This window comes from uncultured Alsobacter sp. (assembly GCF_945952055.1).
GTDB lineage: Bacteria > Pseudomonadota > Alphaproteobacteria > Rhizobiales > Beijerinckiaceae > Alsobacter.
The window spans coordinates 57,559-78,315 of the sequence record NZ_CAMFHB010000020.1; the positions used below are offsets into that span (position 1 = coordinate 57,559).

Consider the following 20,757-nt stretch of genomic DNA (forward strand, 5'->3'; position numbering starts at 1 on the left):
GGAGCGCAGCGACCCTTGAGAATGCTGCTCTCCGTCGTGGATGAGCGCCTACACCTCTGGACCGTGCGCCCGCCCATCGCGACAATGCGCTCCCCACCCGGAGATCGCCCGTGAGTCGCATCCTGCGAGACGTCGGATTCGTGCACCTGCACGTGCATTCGTCCTTTTCCCTGCTCGAGGGCGCGCTCCGGGTCGACGAGCTGAAGAAGCTGGCGCTGAAGGACCAGATGCCGGCGCTGGCGCTGACCGACACGAACAACCTGTTCGGTGCGCTCGAATTTTCCGAGAAGCTGTCGGGCGCCGGCATCCAGCCGATCGTCGGCATCGAGCTCGCGGTCGAGACCGGCGACGAGCCGCCGCGGCGCAGCGGGCTGCCGCTGGCGCGGCCCGGCCTCGTGCTCCTGGCCGCCACGGCCCAGGGCTACGCCAACCTCATGCGGCTCGGCTCGCGCGCCTATCTCGGGCCCGCGCCCGGCGAACCGCCGCACGTGATGCTGCAAGAGATCCTCGACTCCAACGGTGGCCTGATCGCGCTCACCGGCGGACCCGACGGTCCCATCGACAGGGCCTTCGCCGGCGGGCGCCCCGATCTCGCCACCGCCAGGCTCGAGGCGCTCATGGGGGCCTTCGGCGATCGGCTCTATGTCGAGATCCAGCGCCACGGCATCGACCAGGAGCGCTCCGTCGAGCCCGAGCTCCTCGATCTCGCCTACCGCAAGTCGGTTCCCATCGTCGGCACCAACGAGCCGTTCTTCGGCAAGTCCGACGACTACGAGGCCCACGACGCGCTGCTCGCCATCGCGGAGGGCCGGCTCGTCTCGGATCCCGAGCGGCGGCGCCTGACGGCGGAGCACGACTTCAAGACGCGCGCCGAGATGGTGAAGCGTTTTGCGGATCTGCCGGAGGCCGCGGTCAACACGGTCGAGATCGCCATGCGCTGCAGCTACCGGCCGCGCACCGGCAAGCCGATCCTGCCGCGCTTCACGACCGGCGACACCGACGACGTGGCCGAAGTCATCAGGGAGGAGGCGGCCGAGCTCCGCCGGCAGGCGCACGAGGGTCTGAGGGCCCGCATCGCGGCGCACGGCATCGCCCCCGGCATGAGCGAGGAGGAGTACGTCGCCCGGCTCGACTTCGAGCTGAACGTCATCGAGAAGATGAAGTACCCCGGCTACTTCCTGATCGTGGCTGACTTCATCAAGTGGGCGAAGTCGCAGGACATTCCCGTGGGGCCGGGCCGCGGATCGGGCGCCGGATCGCTCGTCGCCTACGCCACCACCATCACTGACCTCGATCCGCTGCGCTTCGGCCTGCTGTTCGAGCGCTTCCTCAATCCCGAACGCGTGTCGATGCCGGACTTCGACGTCGACTTCTGCCAGGAGCGGCGCGACGAGGTCATCCGCTACGTCCAGCGCCGCTACGGCCAGGACCGCGTCGCGCAGATCATCACCTTCGGCACGCTGCTGGCGCGCGGCGTCATGCGCGACGTGGGCCGTGTCCTGTCGATGTCCTACGGGCAGGTCGACAAGCTCACCAAGCTGGTGCCGCAGAACCCGGCCAATCCGGTCACGCTGGCGCAGGCCATCGAGGGCGAGCCTCGCCTCCAGACGGCGGCCAAGGAAGAGCCGGTCGTCGGGCGCATGCTGGAGATCGCGCAGAAGCTGGAGGGCCTCTATCGCCACGCCTCGACGCACGCCGCCGGTATCGTCATCGGCGACCGTCCGCTCGACGAGGTGGTGCCGCTCTACCGCGACCCGAAGTCGGACATGCCGGTCACCCAGTTCAACATGAAGTGGGTGGAACCGGCCGGGCTGGTGAAGTTCGACTTCCTCGGACTGAAGACGCTGACGGTGCTCAAGACCGCGGTCGACCTGCTCAAGCAGCGCGGCATCGTCGTGGACCTGTCCGCGATCCCGCTCGACGACAGGAAGACCTACGAGATGCTGGGGCGCGGCGAGACGGTCGCGGTGTTCCAGGTGGAATCGGTGGGCATGCGCAAGGCGCTGGTCGAGATGCGCGCCGACCGCTTCGAGGACATCATCGCGCTGGTCGCGCTCTACCGGCCGGGCCCGATGGCCAACATCCCGGTCTACTGCGCCCGCAAGCACGGCGAGGAGCAGCCGGACTTCCTGCACCCCAAGCTGGAGTCGGTGCTGAAGGAGACGCAGGGCGTCATCATCTACCAGGAACAGGTGATGCAGATCGCGCAGATCCTGTCCGGCTACTCGCTCGGCGAGGCGGACATGCTGCGCCGCGCCATGGGCAAGAAGATCAAGGCGGAGATGGATGCCCAGCGCGCCCGCTTCGTCAACGGCGCCGTGGAGCGCGGCCTCGAACAGGCCCAGGCCGACACGATCTTCGACCTGCTCGCCAAATTCGCCGACTACGGCTTCAACAAGTCGCACGCCGCCGCCTACGCGCTCGTGGCCTACCAGACGGCCTATCTCAAGGCGAACTACCCGGTCGAGTTCCTGGCGGCGTCGATGACGCTCGACATGTCCAACACGGACAAGCTCTCGGAATTCCGCCGCGAGGCGCAGCGCATCGGCATCAAGGTCGAGCCGCCGTCGGTCAACCGCTCCGGCGTGAAGTTCGAGGTGCATCCCGACGGGGACGGCACCTACGCCATTCGCTACGCGCTCGCGGCGGTGAAGGGCGTCGGCGAGCAGGCCGTGGACAGCATCGTCGCCGCGCGGCGCGCCGGGCCGTTCCGCGACCTGGCGGATTTCGCGAGGCGGCTCAACCCGCGCGCGGTCAACAAGCGGACGCTGGAAAGCCTGATCGCAGCCGGCGCGCTCGATTGCATCGAGCCGGACCGGGCCCGGGCCTCGGCCGCCCTCGATTCGGTCCTGGCCGCCGCCAACCGCGCCCACGACGAGGCCGCGGCGGGGCAGGGCGACATCTTCGGCAGCGCCGGGCAGCCCGAGCCGCTGCCGGTGCCCGCCTACCAGCCTTGGGCGGCATCGGAGCGCCTGCAGCGCGAGTACGACGCCATCGGCTTCTTCCTCACCGGGCATCCGCTCGACGAGTACGAGCCGGTGCTGGCCCGGCTGCGCGTGCAGCGCTGGTCGGATTTCGCCCGCTCCGTGAAGGCTGGCGCCTCGATGGGTCGGGTCGCGGCCACCGTGCTCGACAAGCAGGAACGCCGGACCAAGTCCGGCTCGAAGATGGGCATCCTGGCGCTGTCGGACCAGACCGGCCATTTCGAGGCGATCCTGTTCCAGGAGGGCCTCAACCAGTACCGCGACCTTCTCGAACCCGGCCGGGCCGTCATCCTCACGGTCCAGGCCTCGGCCGAGGGCGAGGAGATCCGCGCCCGCATCACCATCGCCGAACCGCTCGACCGCGCCGCCGCGCGGCTGCCGTCGTCGCTGCGAATCTTCTTGAGGGACGAGAAGCCCTTGCCCTCGATTTCGGAGAGATTGCAGGAGCGCGGCGACGGCGAGATCGCGCTCGTGGTCATGGTCGACGGCGGCCAGCGCGAGGTCGAGATCAAGCTCCCCGGCCGCTTCAAGGCCACCCCCCAGATCGCGGGCGCCATCAAGGCCGTGCCGGGCGTGGTGGCGGTGGAGTACGCGTGAGGGCGCTTGCAGGGTGTGCGGGGTTTATCCGCATGCTCCCTGGTCCTCATCCTGAGCCACGGCCCGCAGGGCCGTGAGTCGAAGGACGCACCATGGCTCCGCTGAGATCTTCTGCGTCCTTCGACTCGGCCGCGATGCGGCCGGCTCAGGATGAGGGACATGGGAGCGGGTTGAACCAGGGGCTCCGAGGATCAGCGGTTCAGGCTGAGACGCGCCCCCCGCGGAAACGTTCGGGAAACCAATCCCTTAAACCACGCCTTATGCCGCTGCGTGCTAGCGCGAGGGGATGCTGTTCACGTTCACCTTCCTGGTCCATGCCGGGCTGAACTTCGCACTCGGCCTGGCCGCGGCCGCCGTTCTCGGGCCGGCCGAGTTCGGACGCTACGCCATCGGGGCCGCGGTGGCGGTGCTCGTGAACGCGGTGTGCTTCTACTGGCTGTGCTCTTCGGCCGCGCGCTACTACACCGAGGCCGTGCGCAGCGAGCGTCCGCAGGTCCGCGAGACGCTCGACCGGGTGCTCGCCATCATCGCCACGGCGATCGTGGTGGCAGCGCTGGTCGTGACGGTGGCCTGGCCGGCGGGCGGCTTTCCGGGCGGGCTGATCGCGCTGGGCATGGTCGCCGGCCTCGCCCAGGGCATCTTCGACTATGTCTGCACGCTGGCGCGCGCCCGCTTCCTCGACAGGTTGTTCGTCCGGCTGGTGCTGATCAAGACCTTCGCCGGCTTCATCCTGATGCTGGCGGCCGCGCTGTGGACGGGCGACGCGCAGACCGTGCTCGCCGCCATGGTGCTCTCCATCGTCGTGGGCATGTGGTCCGGCGCGCGCACCCTGTCGGATCAGAGCCTGCTCGGCACGCGCATCGATCCCGCCCTGCTGCGCGAGTTCATGGGCTACAGCGCGCCCCTGATCCTGTCTCTCGTCGTCTACCAGCTCATGCCGTTCGTGAACCGCGGCCTGATCGCGTCGGTCTATGGCTACGCCGAGTCGGGACAGTTCTCGCTGGCCTACGACACACTGAGCCGCATCGTCTTCGCGCTGGGCGCCTCGCTCGAGTTCATCCTGTTCCAGATCGCGGTCCGGGCCGACGAGCAGGAGGGGCGCGCCGCGGCGGAAGCGCAACTCGGGCGCAACGTCGTCCTCGTCTGCTGCCTGCTGCTGCCGGCCGCCGTCGGCTTCTGGCTACTGATGCCCGCCATCGCCCATGCCATCGTGCCGTCGGCGTTCCAGGAGGGGTTCCTCTCCTATGCGGGCTGGCTGCTGCCCGCCGTGGTCGCGCAGGCCGCGATCACCAGTGCGCTGAACGGCGTCTTCCAGATCCAGAAGCGCACGGCTCCCGCGGCGGCGGCGGCCGTGGCGGCGATCGCCGTCGATCTCCTCCTGTGCCTCGTGCTGCCTCCGGTCTTCGGGGCCCGGGGCTATGCCTATGCGCAGGTGGGCGGCATCGGCGCCGCCTTCGCCACGACGCTGGCCTTCGCCTTCCCCGTCCTGCGACGGGAGATCAGGCTGCGCGACCTCGCCATCGTCGTGCTCGGCCTGCTCGCCATGACGGCGGCGCTGCTGGGCTGGTCCGACGACGTCGGGCCCTGGGTGGCGCTCGCCCTCGGGATTCCTCTCGGCGCGGCCTGCTACGGCGCCGTCATCGTCGCCGGCGACGTCGCCGGCATCCGGGCCTTCGCGCTCGCGCGGCTCAAGCGGAGCGCCTCCTGATGTCCATGCACGTCGTCATCGTCGTCGACCACGCCCACATCAACGGCGGCCAGGCCAAGGTGGCGCTCGACAGCGCCGTCGGGCTCGCCCGCCGGGGCCACCGCGTCACCGTGTTCTCCGCGGTCGGCCCCATCGACCCGAGCCTGGCCGAGGCCGGCGTGGCAGTGGAGTGCCTGTTCCAGCAGGACGCGCAGACGGCGACCTCGCAGTGGCGCTACGCCGGCCAGGCCATGTGGAACCCGGAAGCGGCGGCCAGGCTGAAGCAGTTGCTCGACGGCTGCGATCCGCGCCGGACGGTCGCCCACGTGCACGGCTGGGCGAAGGCCCTGTCGCCCTCCATCGGGCCCGTGCTGCTGGAATCGCCCGTGCCGGCCGTGGCGACGCTGCACGAGTTCTTCATGGTGTGCCCCAACGGCGGGTTCTTCGACTTTCCCGCCAACACCGCCTGCACGCGGGCGCCGCTGTCGGCGGCCTGCATCACCCACAACTGCGACTCACGGTCCTTCGTGCACAAGGCCTACCGGGTCGCCCGCCAGAGCGTGGTCAACGGCTTCAGCGGGCTGCATCGGGCGTTCGGGCACGTCATCACCATCAGCGAGCTGCAGTACACGGTGGCGAGCCCCTGGCTGCCGCAGGGGATCCGCTGGCATCGGGTGCCCAATCCCGTGAGCATCGACGATCCCGGCCCGCCGGACGCGTCGCGGCGCGGCGACCATCTCCTGTTCGTCGGCCGGCTGTCGCCTGAGAAGGGCGCGGCGATCGGGCTCGAGGCCGCGCGCCGGGCCGGGCAGAAGGTCGTGGTGGTGGGCGACGGTCCCGACGGCGAGGCGCTGCAGGCGGCCCATCCCGAGGCGACGTTCCTGGGCTGGCAGAAGCCCGACGCGGTGCGCAGCGCCATGGCGCAGGCCCGCGCGCTGCTGTTCCCCTCGGTCTGGTACGAGGGCCAGCCGCTCACCGTGCTCGAGGCGCAGGCGCTGGGCACCCCCGTGCTCGTCAGCGACATCTGCGCGGGGCGCGAGGCGGTCATCGACGGGGACACCGGACTGCACGTGCGGTCGGCGGACGTCTCGGCCTGGACGCAGGCGATCGCCACCATCGCCGAGCCCGGCGTGGCGCAGCGCATGAGCCGCGCGGCCCATGCCCGCTACTGGCGGGATCCGCTCACTCTGGAGCGGCATCTCGATGGTCTGGAGAAGGTCTACGGCCTGGCGTTGGCCGACGCGCTGGCCAAGGCGGCCTGAGCGGCCCTGGTCGCGGCCTGGTGGCGCAGCCAGCGTTCGGACACGGCCGCGAGGCCCCAGGTGAGGCCGAACATCAGCCACCAGTGGCGCCAGTGGTCCGTGTCGATCTGGAAGCCCTGGACGATCTGGGGGAAGAAACTCGCCCAGACCGGCAGCGTCACCGCCTGCCACGGCGTTCGCATGAAGACGAGCCGCCAGCCCACGAACACCGTGGCCGCGATCAGCGCGACGTAGGAAAGGCCTCCCAGCCAGCCATAGGATGCGAAGCCGTTGACGTAGACGTTGTGCGGATCGGCGCCCATCACGCGGCTGAACTGCAGCGGCCCGAAGCCGTTCGGGCTCTCCAGCAGCAGCGGGATCGAACGCTTCTGCAGGCCGAAACGCCCCGTCTCGCCCGAGTCGTAGGACTGGCTGAGGGAGGCGCGGGTCGTGAGCATCTGCGACACCTTGTCGAAGGTGAGCGCGATGGCGAGGACCCCGATCACGGCGCCGATGCCGATGGCCGTGATGGTCACGATCCGGACCCGCAGCGTGTGGCGTCGGGCGATGATGAAGTTGAGCCCGATGAGGATGATCGCCGAACCGACGAAGTCGGCCCAGGCGCCACGCGAGAACGACAGCAGCAGCCCGACGATGATGAACGACAGCACCAGCAGGTTAACGATCGGGCGCCGCGCGTTGCCGATGAGAACGCGGTGCAGGAGGAAGATCGCCGGCATGACGAGGAAGGGCCCGAGCACGTTCGGGTCCTTGAAGGTGCCGGTGGCGCGCGAGCCCTCGTAGCGGGTGAACATCGGGCCGAGACCGGCGATGTCGAAGAAGCCGATGATCGCCGCCACGGTGGCGAAGACGGCGGCGATGACGTAGCCGCGCTCCAGCGCCTCGACCCGCCCGACCGTGTCCTCCATCATGATCATGACGAAGAAGATCGCCGTGATGCTCAGATAGAACGAGATCGCGACGAACATCACCGGCTTGTATTCGTCGAAATAGGGCATCAGCGAGATCAGCCCGCCCATGTTGTAGGCGAGCAGGATGAACAGGATCAGCGAGATCTCACGGATGACCCGGAGGCCGGTGGCGAGCATCACAAGCGCCGAGATCACGAACATGATCTCGTAGGGCGAGGGCTCGATGAAGGCGAGGAAGCTCGACGCCGTCAGCGCCCAGAGCGTGAAGCGCTGGACCTTGTAGGCCGGCATCCGCAAACGCGAGGCGCCGGCACCCGTAACCGGGCCCGGCGCGGTGTCGAGGATGGCTGGCCCGGCCGCGCTCAATAGGCGTTTTCCGTCTTGGTCAGGGCGAAGGGCGTGACCGCCAGGATGTAGAGGTCGAAGAACACCGACCAGTTCTCGATGTAGTAGAGGTCGTGCTCGACGCGCCGCTGGATCTTCTCCAGCGTGTCGGTCTCGCCGCGCCAGCCGTTGACCTGGGCCCACCCGGTGATGCCCGGCTTGACCTTGTGGCGGGCGAAGTAGCCGTCCACCGCGTCGTCGTAGCGCTTGTTGGCGGCGCTGGCGTTGACGGCGTGGGGGCGCGGGCCCACCAGCGAGAGGTTGCCCTTGAACACCACGTTGATGAGCTGCGGCAGCTCGTCGAGAGACGTTTTGCGGATGATGCGGCCGACGCGGGTCACGCGCGGATCGTTCTTGGTCGCGAGCTTGGCGGCCGTGTGATCCGTCATGTCGGTGTACATCGACCGGAACTTGTAGACCTCGATGAGCTCGTTGTTGAAGCCGTAGCGCTTCTGCTTGAAGAACACCGGGCCCTTGGAGTCGAGCTTCACCGCCAGCGCGGTCAGCAGCATGACCGGCGAGGCCAGCAGCAGGATGAAGGCCCCGACGATGCGGTCGAACGCGGCCTTGAGCACCACGTCCCAGTCGGCGATCGGCCGGTCGGTGACCGGCAGCACCGGGACGGAGCCGATGTAGGAGTAGGAGCGCGGGCGCAGCCGCAGCTTGCTCTGATGCGCCGCCAGCCGGATGTCGACCGGAAGCACCCACAGCTTGCGCAGCATCTGGAGGATGCGGTCTTCCGCCGTGATCGGCAGGGTGAACACCACGAGGTCGACATGGGTCCGGCGGACGAACTCCACCAGGTCGTCCGTTGTGCCGAGCTTAGGGTAGCCGCCCACCATGTCGGGGGATCGGGTGTCGTCGCGGTCGTCGAACACGCCGCAGACCCGGACTTCCGAATCCGGTTCGGCGTCGAGCGCCCGCAGGAAGGCCTCGGCGGACGGGCCGCCGCCCACCACCGCGGTGCGGCGGTCGAGCCGTCCGGCGCGCACCATGCGGCGGATGACGATGGCCACCACCGCGCGGGAGGCGAACAGGAACAGGCCGACGGACAGGTACCAGGCCGCCAGCCAGCGCGGCGACACGTAGTTGTCCACGCGCGCCAGGAACGCGACGACGAGGGCCACCAGGAAGATGAATGACCAGGCGCCGGCCAGCCTGAACCATTGCCGCACCGGTGAGCGCAGCGCCGCCAGGTCGTAGGTGCCGAGCGCCTGGAACGCGACGATGGTCGCCACCGACATGGCGCTCAGCGCGATGGCATAGTTCAAGCCCGGCAGGATCCCGTCCTGCAGCTGCATGGTCCGGGCGATCAGGCCCGCGAGCACGATAACGAGCGCCTCCGCCATGGCCGTGAGGCCGGAAACGACCGCCAGCGACACGGATGGACGGTAGGGCCGGCTCGCCACTTCCTCCGCGAGCGGGGTCAGGCGATGGGGGGATCCCCCCGTCGCCTGGGGCTCGAGGCGCATGACGTCGGCAGCGCTGATCTTGGCCATCTCACATCCGGTGATGTTGAAGACGCTGTTTAGACACGCGCAAGTTTTAAGACCCTGCCGTAACGGAACACTTAAGCCGCGAACTTCCTGGCCAGGGCCGCCCGGTAGGCCGCCTCGATGCCGCTCACCATGGTGTCGACTGACAGATGGGTCCTCACGTGCTCCCGGACGCCCAGCCTGCGGCGTTCGACCACGTCGGGCGGGTCGGACAGGACCGCGGCCATGGCGCTGGCGAGGGCCGCGGGATCGCCCGGCGGAATCAGCCTGTCGCGGGCCGGCAGGAGCGCCTCGGAGACGCCGCCGACGTCGGTCGCGAGGATGTCCATCCCGGCCGCCGCGGCCTCGATCAGCACGTAGGGGAGGGATTCGAACAGCGACGGCAGCAGGAAGGTCCGTCCGAGCGCCAGCGCCTCGCGGGCCCTCATGGCCTGCTTGAGGGTGACCTGCTTCAACCCGTGCTGGTCCAGCCGGGCGCGCACCAGGTGTTCTTCCGGCCCGCCGCCGACCAGGACGACGCTCGTCTCGCGCCCGTTGCGCTCGCGCAGGAGAGCCAGCGCGTCGGCCAGGACGATCAGGCCCTTGGCTTCCCTGAACTCCCCCAGGAAGATGAAGTCGGCCGCGTCCGGGACGGGGACGACGCACTCGAATTCCTCGGGATGGGCGCCGTTGCGCACCACCGAGACGAGGCAGCTCGGCTTGCCGATCAGTTCGTCGAACCGGTTGCTCGCGAACTGGCTCTCGAAGGTGAAGACGTCCGTGCCGCGGGCCAGGAATCGCTCCGTGGCCATGATCAGCGCGTGACCGGGCTTTCCGGGGCCGAAATTGAGCGAGCCGCCATGGGGCGTGTAGGCGCGGATCGCCTTGCCGCCGAGGCCGAGCGCCGGCCGGGCCCGGGCCAGCAGGCCGCCCTTGGCGCCATGCCCGTGCACCACGTCCGGCTTCACCTTCGCCAGGTAGCTCTGGAAACGCAGGAGCGCCAGGACGTCGCTCGGCCCGGGCGCCCGCGCCATCGGGATCCGGGTGACGCCGAACGCGAGCTTGGGGGCAAGCGCCGCAAGCAGGTCGTCGGCGCGGGGGCCGCCGCCCACGTCGCAGACCACGCCGACTTCGTGCCCGCGCGCGGCGAGCTCCGCCGAAAGATCCTGGACGTGACGGAACAGGCCGCCGATCGGGGCACGGAAGACCTGGACGATCCGAAGGCTGCGGTCCGCGGGGCTGCTCATGGCGACCTCAGAACCAGCGCTCGCGCACCAGGACCGTGTCCCCCGGGCGGACTGGATACGTGATCGGCACGGTGGCGGACACGAGCTGGCCGCGAATCTGGCGGGTGAGCGTGACAACGTCGCGCTCCGCCCGCGCGCTGAAGCCGCCCGCGATGGCGACCGCTGTCTGGGCCGTCATGCCGTTGACGTAGGGGAACTGGCCCGAGGTGGTGACTTCGCCCAGCACGTAGAACGGCCTGTACTGCTCGACTTCAACCGATACGCGAGGCTCCCGCAGGAAACCGTTGCGCAGGCGCGCCTCGATGGCCCGCTCGAGCTGGGCCGTCGTGAGGCCGAGCGCGGTCACGAGGCCGATGAGCGGCATCGAGATCCGGCCGGCGCCATCCACCGCGTAGCTGTTCGACAGCCCGTCCTGGCCGAAGACGATGACACGGAGCCGGTCGCCCGCCGCCAGGGTGTAGGGGGCGTCGACACTGTCCGAAAAGCCCGGAGGCAGGCGAACGGGGGTCGCGCAACCGGCGAGGGCCGTCGCTCCGAGACCGATGAGGAAGAAACGACGATGCATTCCGACTCGCAGACGGCAATTTCCAGAGATCCGCAGCCTGCAGCTTCATGGTTAACAAACGTTGACTTCCGGTTGTCGCGTTCGGTGAACGCTTAACCATATCGAAACCTGGCGGGGAGAGTGTGCAGGGGTGCGTATCCAGTGCTGGCGAGGGTGAGTCATGGCGCAGACGGGACCGGTTCTTCCCGCCCCCGGAGGTGAGGGAACGGGCGATCTCGATCTCAATCAGCTGGGCGTCGCGCTGTCGCGTGCGCGCTACTGGATCCTGGTTCCGACCGTGCTGGCGCTGGTTGTCGCGGCGGTCGTGGTGAACCTGATCACGCCCCGCTACACGGCCGAGGCGCGCCTCATCCTGCAGAGCGGGGACAGCTATTTCACGCGGCCCAACGGCTCGACGGACCCGGGAATCGGACCCTTCGACGAGCGTGAGATGGCGAGCCAGGTGCAGCTCGCCTCGTCGCGCGAGATCATCCGGGCCGGCATCGACCGGCTCAAGCTGCGCGGCAATCCCGAGTTCGACAAGTACGCGGCTCCCGGCCTCGTGCGCTCCGTGATGATGGCGATCGGACTGTCGAAGACGCCGACCGAGGTCGAGCGCGACGACTACCTGGTCGAGGCGGTGCGCGAGCGCATGCTGGCCTTCTCCGTGGGTCTCTCCCGCGTGCTGACCATCGAGTTCAGCTCCAACGATCCGCAGCTCGCGGCGCTCGGCGCCAACACCTTCGCCGACCTCTTCCTGGAGAGCCAGGCCGAGGCCAAGAAGCAGTCGGCCCGCGCGGCCGGCGCCTGGCTCATCAACACCATCGATCCGCTGCGCGAACGCGTGGCCGCCGCCGAGGCCAAGGTCGAGGACTTCCGGGCGCGCAAGGGCCTCCTGGCCTCCGGCACCAGCGGGACGCTGCCGCAGCAGCAGCTCTCGGAGATGAACACCCAACTCTCGGCGGCCCGCTCGGCGCAGGCGGACGCCCAGGCGCGCGCCAAGATGATCCGCGATGCGCTCGCCGCCGGCCGGCCGCTCGAGATCTCCGACGTCGCCAACAACGAGCTGGTGCGCAAGCTGACGGCGGACCGCTCCGCGCTGCGGGCCCAGATCTCCCTGGAAGCCCGCACGCTGCTGCCCGGCCATCCCCGGATGAAGGAGCTCGCCGCCCAGCTCGCCACCGTCGATTCGGAGATCCGGGCCACGGCCGAGAAGGCCGTCCGGACCTTCGAGAACGACGCCCGCGTGCAGGGCGCCCGCGTCGACCAGATCGGCGCCGCGCTCGACCAGCTCAAGGGCCAGAGCGCCCAGGCGAACGAGAACGAGGTGGAGCTTCGCGCGCTCGAGCGCGAGGCCCGCAGCCAGCGCGACCAGCTCGAAGCCATGATGACCCGCTACCGCGAAGCCATGGCGCGCGACGCCAAGGACGCGGCGCCCGCCGATGCCAGGATCGTGTCGCGCGCCTATCCGCCGGCGACGCCGTCCTTCCCCAAGCGGTTGCCGATCGTCCTCGTGGCGACCATCGCGACGCTGCTCGTCGGCGCCGCCGTGGTGGTGACGCGGGAACTCCTGTCGGGCCGTGCGTATGTCGGCGGCGCCCGCGCCGCGGCCGTGCCGCTGAACGCGCCGGTCGTTCCGCTGGGTGCGGCCGTCGATGCGCCGCTTGCGGCCCGCGATCCTGAATCCGAGCCGGAGGAGGCCTCCGCCGAGGCGGATGCGCCGGCGGATCCGCCGGCGCTGGCCGGCAAGCCGGCGGTCCAGGACCTGTCGCTGGTCGACGCCCTGCGCATCCTCGCGGAGGCCGCCGACAGCGCCGGATCGCTCGGGGTCTTCGGCATGGTGGCCTCGGACGTGTCGCGCACCGGGCTCGACAGCGCCTTCGCCCTCGGCCGGACCCTGGCGCGCCGGCGGCGCACCGTCCTCGTCGACCTGATCTCGCCCTGCGACGAGACGCGCCCCGGTCTGGGCGACGTCGTGCTCGGCCAGGCGAACTTCCTGCAGGTCCTCAACCGCGACTCGGGCTCCAGGCTGCACGTCGTCGCGCCCGGCGCCGCGTTGGGTGACAGCCCGGACGCGTGGGAGCAGCCGCTGCGCCGCAGCCTCGAGGCGCTGCGGACCGCCTACGGCTGCGTGCTCGTCGCGGCGCCGTCGCCGGCCTATTCGAGGCTGTCGCAGGATCTCGCGCGCCTTGCTGACGCGGTGGTGCTCGTCATCGACCAGGATGCGGCGGCGGACACCGTGCGTGCCGCTCTCCTGCCGGGTTCGCCGGAGCTGATCGTGGTGCGGTCCGGGGCGGCCGAGGACGCCGTGGCCGCGGCGGTCTGAGGCTCAGCGCAGCGCGCCGAGCCACCCGGCGATCCGCCGGGCCGGCCCGGCGATGCGCTCGTCGCGCTTGATCGTCTCTTTCATCCAGTCCGCCGCCGACAGCATGAGAAGCGCGCAGGTGCCCAGCGGCGACACGGCGATGGCGGTGTCGAACATCGGCTCGTCGCGTTCGCAGAACCGCGCCTTGAGCGGCCCGTGGCCGACGCCGAGGTCGAACACCGACAGCCCGCGCGAGGCCGCGTCACGGATGACCTCGGCGAACAGGAGGTCGCCGGGACTGCAGCGCGCGATCTCGGGATCCAGTTCGTGGGCGTTGATGCAGCCGCTGAGGCGGCCGCCGAGCTCGGTGCCGCCGAACATGGCGACGGGACGGTCGCCGCACCACGCGCCGTGGAGCCTGAGGGCGCCCGTCTCGGGCCGCGTGGCCTCGATCAGGAAGGCCTGCACGGCCGGATCGGCGAAGGCATCGGGAACGCCCAGTTCGGCGAGCCGCGTCGACTTCTCCCGGAAGAACAGGTCCATCAAGGACTTCACGTCCTCGGCCGTCTCGGCGCGCCGCATGGAGAGCGGCCCGAAGGCGGCCAGGTGCCGCATCTTCTTGCCCATGGTCTTGCGCGAGCCCTTGCCCAACACCTTGGCCAGGGTCTCGTCCGGATCGGCGGTGAGATCCAGCCGCCCGGCATAGGCGAGGCTCGGCCGGCTCTGCGGCAGGTCCACCAGCGGATGGCGTCCGGCGGGCGTCTCGACGATCTGGTTCGCCAGCAGGATCGCATCGATGCGCGCGGCCGAGGCGGCTGCCGCCAGCAGGCGGCCCCACGGAAGGCCGCCGGCCTCCGGCGCCATCAGGATGCCGCGGAAATTCGCGTGCCGGCCGCCCGGTCCGCGGCCGACCTTGGCCAGTCCCACTTCCGCGATCTCGAGGGGGAGGATGCCGGCCGGAGCCTCGGGCGAGCCGAACAGGCAGACGAGGGGCGCGCGGCCGGCGTCGGCCGTGCAGGTCGAGAACCAGGCCTTGGCCCACGACGCCGTCTGGTAGCCGGTGCCGATGCCGGTCGCCTCCAGGAGGCGCCAGGCCGGGCCGATCGCCTCGGGATTGGTGTGAATGGAGACCGCCATGCGGCTGTCGGAGACCGGAGCGGGCACGGCCATGCGGGTATCTCAGTCCATGCAAGTGACGCCCGGAGGCGCCGTTCAACGGGGTTTAACGTCCGATCTCTTAAAATCCTGCCCTATGGCGGAAAGGCCGCCGGATCGGGTCCCGTGTCGCTCAAGCATCACGTCTTTTCCGCCGTCCTGACGGCCCTTTGGGCCACCGGCGCCCACAAGGCGCTCGCGCCCGCCGCGCAGGGCAGGGGGGTCATCCTCATGCTCCACCGCGTGCGCCCGGCGGAGGCGGCGGCGTTCGCGCCCAACGCCCTCCTGGAGGTCACTCCGGGGTTCCTGGAGGAGGCCATCCTCGCCGTGCGGGCGGCCGGCCTCGACATCGTCACGCTCGACGAGGCGCTGGCCCGGCTGTCCGACGAAGCGGCGCCGCCCTTCGCCGTGTTCACCTTCGACGACGGCTATCGCGACACCCTCGACGTGGCCCTTCCGGTCATGCGCCGGCACGCGGCGCCGCTCACGGTCTATGCCACGCCCGGCTTTGCCGATCGCACCGCATCGCTGTGGTGGGTGGAACTGGAGCGCGCGCTCCAGGCGCTGACCCGGATCGAGATCGACCTTCCCGCCGGCCCTGTGCGGCTGGACTGCGCTTCGCCAGCGGCGAAGAAAAAGGCCTTCGACACGATCTACTGGAGCCTGCGTCCGGGCCCGGAGGAGGGGCTGCGGACGGCCGTCTCCACCCTGGCGCGCGCCGCCGGGACCGACAGCGCCGCGGTGGCCGACGAACTGTGCCTCGACTGGCCGGGGCTCGCCGCCCTGGCGTCCGACCCGCTCGTGACCATCGGGGCGCACACGATGAGCCATCCCATGCTCGCCAAGCATCCGGCCGCGGTGGCGGAGGCGGAAATGGCGTTCTCGCGGGAGATGCTCGCGCGCCACCTGGGGCTGACGCCGCGCCACTTCGCCTATCCGGTGGGCGACCCCGGCTCGGCGGGCGTCCGCGAGTTCGAGGCCGCGCGCCGCCTGGGCTTCGCATCCGCCGTCACGACGCGGCCGGGGATGGTGTTCTCCGACCATGCCGCGCATCTGACGGCCTTGCCCAGGCTGTCGCTGAACGGCTTGTTCCAGCGCCGCCGCGACCTCGACGTCCTTCTCTCCGGCGTGCCGTTCCTGCTGTGGAACCGCGGGCGCCGGCTGAAAGTCGCCTAAACCTCCGGATCGGGCCGTTCCATCCAGCGGATCAAGGGCATCAGCGGCAGGATCCAGCTCAGGCCGGCGACGAGGTAGAACACGGCCTGGACCGCCTTCGACATGTCCTGGAGCCGTCCCTGCGCCAGCGCCATCACGACCAGCGCATAGGCGCACACGAAGACCAGCATGGCGAAGGCGCCGATGAGCTTGCGGGTGCGTCTGGTCATGGGGCTCCGGGCGGTTGCGGCATTGCGGCCATTGTGGTGCCGCGCGGCCGGGACTATGTGTCCGGCGCGCCGATACGGCAAGCACCCGCCGCCGCGGCGCGCGGACGCGTTGCAGCAGGACCGAGCCGAGCCATGACGATCGCCTTCGCCACCGAAACCGCTCCCACCCGCGCCGGGCTCGATGGCCGTGGCATGGCCCTTCTGCGCGGATGGCTTTGGCTCACGATCGTGCTGGTTTTCGCCATGGTGGTCATCGGCGGCGCCACGCGTCTCACCGGGTCCGGCCTGTCCATCACCGAGTGGAAGCCCGTGACCGGTGCCATCCCGCCGCTCACGGACGGGCAATGGGCGGCGGAATTCGAGAAGTACCGCCAGATCCCGCAGTACCAGCTCCTGAACAAGGGCATGTCGCTCGCCGAGTTCAAGGAGATCTTCTGGTGGGAGTGGTCCCACCGGCAGCTGGGACGCCTCATCGGCCTGGTGTTCGGCCTGGGGCTCGTCGGCTTCGCGCTGGCCGGGGTGCTGCGCGGGCGGCTGCTGCTCGGCGTGGTGGGTCTGGCCGCGCTCGGCGGCCTTCAGGGGGCCATCGGCTGGATCATGGTCGCCTCCGGCCTGCAGCCGGGCATGACGGCCGTGGCGCCGGTCAAGCTCATGGCGCACCTGACGACCGCGAGCCTCATCTTCACCGGGCTCGTGGCGATGGTGGTCGCGGTCACGCCGGCCCGTCGGCCCGAAGCGTCCGCGGCGGGCCTGCGCCGCCTGGCGGGCTGGCTCGTGGCCGCCGTGCTTCTCCAGATCGCCCTGGGCGCGCTCGTCGCCGGCTCCAAGGCGGGGCTCATCTACAACACCTGGCCCCTCATCGACGGCAGCGTCGTCCCGCCCCTGTCGAGCCTGTTCTTCGGAACGCCGTGGTTCGAGAACCTGGTCGACAACCACCTCACGGTCCAGTTCAACCACCGCATGGTGGCCTACGGGCTGCTGATCCTGGCCGTCGTTCAGCTCTGGCGCACGCGCTCCCGGGTGCCGGGATCCCCGGCGGCGAAACGGGCCGGCGTGATTGCGGGGCTGGTGGTCGCGCAGGCCGTCGTGGGCATCGCCACGCTGCTGATGCAGGTGCCGCTCTGGCTCGGCCTGCTGCACCAGGCCATGGCCATGGTCGTGCTCGCCATGGCGACCGTCCACTGGCGGCGTCTGGCGACCCGCTGAGGTCTTCGTCTCGATTTTGCTTCCGGGCCGCGGGGCGCACGGCTATTCGTGAGCCGGGCTAAGCCTTGGCCTTGCACGGACGATCCATGACGACCGCTGTCCTCCTGCGTAGCTTCGACATCATGATCATGGCCACCGCGCTGCTGGCCTCATGGCTGTGGCTGCAGGCGAGCCGGCAGCGCCTGCGCAGGCTGTCGCGCCACGAGGACCTCGATGCGGCCGACATGAACCGCATCGTGGTGGCCATCAACCGCACGCAGATCCTGAACGCGCGCGCCGCCTTGGCCTCGGCCCTGGCGGCCGCGTTGACGGGCGTCCGGTTCGCCCTGGACGCGCTGTCCAACTGAGCGCGTGTGGATAGATTTTTCGCGCGGCACCGCACTTCATCGTCGCATCGCGCGATCCCTCAGCCGTCCTGCCCGGGCCTGGCCGGGCACCCACGACTTTGCCGGGGCCATCCCGAAGTCGTGGATGGCCGGGCCAAGCCCGGCCAGGACGTGGAGAGGTGCAGGCAGGATGTGCTGGCCCGGGCTTGCCCGGGTCCAGGACGGCGTCGGGGGGCCTGACCGGCGATCAGGCGCCGGCGGACAGGGCCTCGTCGAGGTCGGCGATGATGTCGGCCGTGTCCTCGAGGCCGATGGACAGGCGCACCACTTCCGGGCCGGCTCCCGCCTGCGTCTGCTGCTCGGGGGTGAGCTGGCGGTGCGTGGTGGAGGCGGGGTGGATGACCAGCGAGCGCGTGTCGCCGATGTTCGCCAGGTGGGAGAACAGCTTCAGGTTCGACACGAGCCGGACGCCCGCCTCGTAGCCGCCCTTCAGGCCGAAGGTGAACACGGCGCCCGCGCCCTTGGGCGAATAGCGCTTGGCGAGCGCGTGGTACTTGTCGCCGGGCAGGCCGGGATAGCTCACCCATGACACCGCCGGATGCTTGGCCAGGTGCTCGGCCACCGTCTGGGCGTTGTCCGAATGGCGCTGCATGCGCAGCGGCAGGGTCTCGATGCCGGTGAGCAGCATGAAGGCGTTGAACGGCGACAGCGCCGGGCCGAGGTCGCGCAGGCCGAGCACGCGGCAGGCGATGGCGAAGCCGAAGTTGCCGAAGGTCTCGCCCAGCACCATGCCGCCGTATTCGGGGCGCGGCTGGGACAGCATCGGGTAGCGGCCGGACTTCATCCAGTCGAACTTGCCGCCGTCGACGATCAGGCCGCCGATGGAGTTGCCGTGGCCGCCGAGGAACTTCGTGGCCGAGTGCACCACGATGTCGGCACCGTGCTCGAACGGACGGATCAGGTAGGGGCTGGCCATCGTGTTGTCGACGATGAGCGGCACGCCCGCCTCATGGGCGATGTCGGCGATGGCCTGGATGTCGGTGATGACGCCGCCCGGGTTGGCGATCGATTCGATGAAGATCGCCTTGGTCTTGTCGCTGATGGCGGCCTTGAAGGTCGCCAGATCGTCCGGATCGGCCCACTTCACCCGCCAGTCGAAGTTCTTGTAGCTGTGATTGAACTGGTTGATGGAGCCGCCGTAGAGCTTCTTCGACGCGATGAACTCGTCGCCGGGCTGCAGCAGGGTGTGGAACACCAGGAACTCGGCCGCGTGGCCGGAGGCCACGGCGAGCGCCGCCGTCCCGCCTTCCAGCGCCGCGACCCGCTCCTCCAGCACCGCGCAGGTGGGGTTGCCCAGGCGCGAATAGATGTTGCCGAAGGCCTGCAGTCCGAACAGCGACGCGGCGTGGTCCACGTCGTCGAACACGAACGACGTCGTCTGGTAGATGGGCGTCGCGCGGGCGCCAGTGGCCGGATCGGGCTGCGCGCCGGCGTGGATGGCGAGGGTGGAGAAGCCGGGGGCTGAGGGCGCTGTCATCGGATGATCCTCGGGCACGAAGCTCGCCGGTCGTCCGGCTGAGCGGATTGTTTGTTCTTTATGTCGAACGCTGCTGTCGTCGTCAACACAGCATCCCAGACAGCCACGGGGTTCGTCTACTGCGTCCCGTGTCACGCGCCGTCTGACCGCAACCTCAAGTAACGCTTGTTCAACCTTGCATCAAATCCAAACTTGATGACTCACGCAGCGTCGTGAGACAAAGGCGTGTTTCAAGATCTGGTTTTCAACGATGAATTCCGTCGGTTATTATTTCGCCAAATGCATCATGCCGGTCTGTCCCGAGACCATGAGCAGGATCGACTATTTCCTGTTCATCATCCTGTACACGGCACTCTGGTGCCTTTTGGTCGCGGCGCTTGGCGTCGCGGACGCGCCAGAGCGGATTGCAAACCAGATTCTCCTCAATCAAGGCTGGCTCTATGTGCTGGCGTTGAAGTGGATGTGGCTGTGCGCCACCCTCAATCGCGCGGCCGACACGGGTGTGACGCGCTGGACTTTTGCCAAGTACTACTTTCTTGGCCCCATCCTGGCGGCCCTTCTGTGCGTCTTCGTGCCGGTCCTTCTGGGGCTTCTGCTCCTCGTGGCCTCCGTGGCCCTGCCGACCCTCTTCCTCTTCTTCTGGCCCGGTCGTCCCTACTAGGGCGCCCGGTCCCGTCAACGAGCATGGAGGGACGGCCGCAGCCTACCGCCGGGTGCCGAAGGGATTGGTGCCCGGCGCGACGCCGAGCGTCCGCTTCTGCACGCCCTTTTCGCTCATCACCGGCTTCTTGGACGACAGCACCCGCGAGTTGATGCCCTGCCAGCCGATCTCGCCGGAGAGCCGGCCGTATTCGATCTTGGGGCAGCGGTTCATGATCACGGTCACGCCGCGCGCCTCGGCGCGGGCCGCCGCCGCGTCGTTGCGGACCGACAGCTGCATCCAGATCACCTTCGGCAGCGGATCGAGCGCCAGGGCCTCGTCTACGATCGGCCCGGCGGCTTCCGAGTTGCGGAAGATCTCGACCATGTCGAGCGGCTGCGGCACGTCGGCGAGCTTCGCATAGACCGGGCGGCCCAGGATCTCCTGGCCGGCGAGGCCCGGATTGACCGGATAGACCGTGTAGCCGCGCTCGGACAGGTACTTGACCACGATCCAGCTCGGACGCGCGGGATTGGCCGATGCGCCCACCAGCGCGATCGTGCGGGTGCCCTGCAGGATCGAGCGGATCAGGGTGTCGGGGTAGCTGTCGTGGTGGCTGGGGTCGGTCATGGCGTGTCCTCGGGCGGCGGACGCTAGTGCGTTGTGCGCTGCATCGCAATGGCGCGCCGGCAGGGGCCCGGCGAGTTGCGGGTGCGAAGGGCAGGGTGCTATAGGCGCGCAGGGCCAAATGCGGCCATTCGCGAGGGTTTCATGTCCGTCGACCAGGCGACCGTCCGGCGCATCGCGCATCTCGCGCGCATCGCCGTCACCGAGGAAGAGGTGCCCCATCTGCAGGGCGAGCTCAACGCCATGCTGGCGTTCGTGGAGCAACTCGCCGAAGTGAACGTCGAGGGCGTCGAGCCGATGACCTCGGTGACGCCCATGGTCATGAAGAAGCGCCAGGACGAGGTCACCGACGGCGGCTATGCCGACGTGGTCACCGGCAACGCGCCGATGACCGAGGACCACTTCTTCCTGGTGCCCAAGGTGGTCGAGTAGCGCGTCCTCCCGGCGCGCCTCCCGCCCCACGACACGACCTTACGAGATGACCC

The 20,757-nt window shown here is 69.5% G+C and carries 17 protein-coding genes; 9 read left to right on the plus strand and 8 right to left on the minus strand.

Annotation, left to right across the window (positions count from 1 at the left end; genetic code table 11):
- Positions 1–110 precede the first annotated feature (110 nt).
- From dnaE to Q0Q47_RS15895, 3 genes are all read left to right on the plus strand, one after another.
- Positions 111–3,581, plus strand: coding sequence for a DNA polymerase III subunit alpha (gene dnaE, locus Q0Q47_RS15885; protein WP_293861809.1), 3,471 nt, complete (start codon positions 111–113; stop codon positions 3,579–3,581).
- 286 nt (positions 3,582–3,867) lie between these two features.
- Positions 3,868–5,289, plus strand: a complete 1,422-nt coding sequence (locus Q0Q47_RS15890; RefSeq protein ID WP_293861812.1) for a lipopolysaccharide biosynthesis protein — start codon at positions 3,868–3,870, stop codon at positions 5,287–5,289.
- Positions 5,289–6,530: a glycosyltransferase family 4 protein gene (locus tag Q0Q47_RS15895; RefSeq protein ID WP_293861815.1), complete on the plus strand. Its 1,242-nt coding sequence runs from the start codon at positions 5,289–5,291 to the stop codon at positions 6,528–6,530. Before Q0Q47_RS15890 ends, Q0Q47_RS15895 begins: the two co-directional genes overlap by 1 nt.
- Here the strand turns inward: Q0Q47_RS15895 and Q0Q47_RS15900 are convergent.
- The 4 genes from Q0Q47_RS15900 to Q0Q47_RS15915 form a co-directional block, all read right to left on the minus strand.
- Positions 6,488–7,732 carry an O-antigen ligase gene (locus tag Q0Q47_RS15900; RefSeq protein ID WP_293861818.1) on the minus strand — a complete coding sequence of 415 codons (1,245 nt, stop codon included), beginning with the start codon at positions 7,730–7,732 and terminating at the stop codon, positions 6,488–6,490. The two genes, Q0Q47_RS15895 and Q0Q47_RS15900, sit on opposite strands and share 43 nt — an antisense overlap.
- 71 nt (positions 7,733–7,803) lie before the next feature.
- Positions 7,804–9,324: an undecaprenyl-phosphate glucose phosphotransferase gene (locus Q0Q47_RS15905; protein ID WP_293861821.1), complete on the minus strand. Its 1,521-nt coding sequence runs from the start codon at positions 9,322–9,324 to the stop codon at positions 7,804–7,806.
- A gap of 71 nt (positions 9,325–9,395) precedes the next feature.
- Positions 9,396–10,547, minus strand: coding sequence for a glycosyltransferase family 4 protein (locus Q0Q47_RS15910; protein WP_293861824.1), 1,152 nt, complete (start codon positions 10,545–10,547; stop codon positions 9,396–9,398).
- 7 nt (positions 10,548–10,554) lie between these two features.
- On the minus strand, positions 10,555–11,112 hold the full coding sequence (locus tag Q0Q47_RS15915) for a polysaccharide biosynthesis/export family protein (protein ID WP_293861827.1): 558 nt from the start codon (positions 11,110–11,112) through the stop codon (positions 10,555–10,557).
- A gap of 160 nt (positions 11,113–11,272) precedes the next feature.
- Between Q0Q47_RS15915 and Q0Q47_RS15920 the strand changes: the two genes are divergently transcribed.
- A complete protein-coding gene (locus tag Q0Q47_RS15920) occupies positions 11,273–13,417 on the plus strand; it encodes an exopolysaccharide transport family protein (protein ID WP_293861830.1) in 2,145 nt (714 codons plus the stop codon).
- 3 nt (positions 13,418–13,420) lie between these two features.
- On the opposite strand, the gene Q0Q47_RS15925 is transcribed toward Q0Q47_RS15920, so the two are convergent.
- Entirely contained in the window at positions 13,421–14,566 is a 1,146-nt protein-coding gene (locus tag Q0Q47_RS15925) for a GNAT family N-acetyltransferase (protein WP_293861833.1), read from the minus strand.
- A 111-nt stretch (positions 14,567–14,677) separates the two neighbouring features.
- Here Q0Q47_RS15925 and Q0Q47_RS15930 point away from each other — a divergent pair, with 111 nt between their 5' ends.
- The gene (locus tag Q0Q47_RS15930) at positions 14,678–15,727 is read left to right on the plus strand and encodes a polysaccharide deacetylase family protein (protein WP_293861836.1); all 1,050 of its coding nucleotides are present in this window, start codon (positions 14,678–14,680) and stop codon (positions 15,725–15,727) included.
- Here the strand turns inward: Q0Q47_RS15930 and Q0Q47_RS15935 are convergent.
- Positions 15,724–15,936, minus strand: coding sequence for a DUF2842 domain-containing protein (locus Q0Q47_RS15935; protein WP_293861839.1), 213 nt, complete (start codon positions 15,934–15,936; stop codon positions 15,724–15,726). The genes Q0Q47_RS15930 and Q0Q47_RS15935 overlap by 4 nt on opposite strands.
- Positions 15,937–16,128: 192 nt before the next feature.
- Between Q0Q47_RS15935 and Q0Q47_RS15940 the strand changes: the two genes are divergently transcribed.
- Positions 16,129–17,142, plus strand: coding sequence for a COX15/CtaA family protein (locus Q0Q47_RS15940; protein ID WP_293861924.1), 1,014 nt, complete (start codon positions 16,129–16,131; stop codon positions 17,140–17,142).
- 86 nt (positions 17,143–17,228) lie between these two features.
- A complete protein-coding gene (locus Q0Q47_RS15945) occupies positions 17,229–17,489 on the plus strand; it encodes a hypothetical protein (protein WP_293861843.1) in 261 nt (86 codons plus the stop codon).
- A 226-nt stretch (positions 17,490–17,715) separates the two neighbouring features.
- Here Q0Q47_RS15945 and Q0Q47_RS15950 read toward each other — a convergent pair whose 3' ends face one another.
- Positions 17,716–19,005 (minus strand): O-acetylhomoserine aminocarboxypropyltransferase, encoded by a 1,290-nt coding sequence (locus tag Q0Q47_RS15950; RefSeq protein WP_293861846.1) that lies wholly within the window; start codon positions 19,003–19,005, stop codon positions 17,716–17,718.
- A 307-nt stretch (positions 19,006–19,312) separates the two neighbouring features.
- Here Q0Q47_RS15950 and Q0Q47_RS15955 point away from each other — a divergent pair, with 307 nt between their 5' ends.
- Positions 19,313–19,666 (plus strand): hypothetical protein, encoded by a 354-nt coding sequence (locus tag Q0Q47_RS15955; protein WP_293861849.1) that lies wholly within the window; start codon positions 19,313–19,315, stop codon positions 19,664–19,666.
- Positions 19,667–19,708: 42 nt separating this feature from the next.
- On the opposite strand, the gene Q0Q47_RS15960 is transcribed toward Q0Q47_RS15955, so the two are convergent.
- Positions 19,709–20,275 (minus strand): CoA-binding protein, encoded by a 567-nt coding sequence (locus tag Q0Q47_RS15960; protein WP_293861852.1) that lies wholly within the window; start codon positions 20,273–20,275, stop codon positions 19,709–19,711.
- Between the two features lie 141 nt (positions 20,276–20,416).
- Between Q0Q47_RS15960 and gatC the strand changes: the two genes are divergently transcribed.
- Positions 20,417–20,704 (plus strand): Asp-tRNA(Asn)/Glu-tRNA(Gln) amidotransferase subunit GatC, encoded by a 288-nt coding sequence (gene gatC / locus Q0Q47_RS15965; protein ID WP_293861855.1) that lies wholly within the window; start codon positions 20,417–20,419, stop codon positions 20,702–20,704.
- Positions 20,705–20,757: the final 53 nt, after the last annotated feature.

What these genes read in the sequence shown, in the direction of transcription:
- Q0Q47_RS15890 (WP_293861812.1), top strand. Translation starts at nt 3,868, where the DNA reads ATGCTGTTCACGTTCACCTTCCTGGTCCATGCCGGGCTGAACTTCGCA.
- Q0Q47_RS15895 (WP_293861815.1), top strand. Translation starts at nt 5,289, where the DNA reads ATGTCCATGCACGTCGTCATCGTCGTCGACCACGCCCACATCAACGGC.
- Q0Q47_RS15900 (WP_293861818.1), bottom strand. Translation starts at nt 7,732, where the DNA reads ATGCCGGCCTACAAGGTCCAGCGCTTCACGCTCTGGGCGCTGACGGCG.
- Q0Q47_RS15905 (WP_293861821.1), bottom strand. Translation starts at nt 9,324, where the DNA reads ATGGCCAAGATCAGCGCTGCCGACGTCATGCGCCTCGAGCCCCAGGCG.
- Q0Q47_RS15910 (WP_293861824.1), bottom strand. Translation starts at nt 10,547, where the DNA reads ATGAGCAGCCCCGCGGACCGCAGCCTTCGGATCGTCCAGGTCTTCCGT.
- Q0Q47_RS15915 (WP_293861827.1), bottom strand. Translation starts at nt 11,112, where the DNA reads ATGCATCGTCGTTTCTTCCTCATCGGTCTCGGAGCGACGGCCCTCGCC.
- Q0Q47_RS15920 (WP_293861830.1), top strand. Translation starts at nt 11,273, where the DNA reads ATGGCGCAGACGGGACCGGTTCTTCCCGCCCCCGGAGGTGAGGGAACG.
- Q0Q47_RS15925 (WP_293861833.1), bottom strand. Translation starts at nt 14,566, where the DNA reads ATGGCCGTGCCCGCTCCGGTCTCCGACAGCCGCATGGCGGTCTCCATT.
- Q0Q47_RS15935 (WP_293861839.1), bottom strand. Translation starts at nt 15,936, where the DNA reads ATGACCAGACGCACCCGCAAGCTCATCGGCGCCTTCGCCATGCTGGTC.
- Q0Q47_RS15940 (WP_293861924.1), top strand. Translation starts at nt 16,129, where the DNA reads ATGGCCCTTCTGCGCGGATGGCTTTGGCTCACGATCGTGCTGGTTTTC.
- Q0Q47_RS15945 (WP_293861843.1), top strand. Translation starts at nt 17,229, where the DNA reads ATGACGACCGCTGTCCTCCTGCGTAGCTTCGACATCATGATCATGGCC.
- Q0Q47_RS15950 (WP_293861846.1), bottom strand. Translation starts at nt 19,005, where the DNA reads ATGACAGCGCCCTCAGCCCCCGGCTTCTCCACCCTCGCCATCCACGCC.
- Q0Q47_RS15955 (WP_293861849.1), top strand. Translation starts at nt 19,313, where the DNA reads ATGAGCAGGATCGACTATTTCCTGTTCATCATCCTGTACACGGCACTC.
- Q0Q47_RS15960 (WP_293861852.1), bottom strand. Translation starts at nt 20,275, where the DNA reads ATGACCGACCCCAGCCACCACGACAGCTACCCCGACACCCTGATCCGC.
- gatC (WP_293861855.1), top strand. Translation starts at nt 20,417, where the DNA reads ATGTCCGTCGACCAGGCGACCGTCCGGCGCATCGCGCATCTCGCGCGC.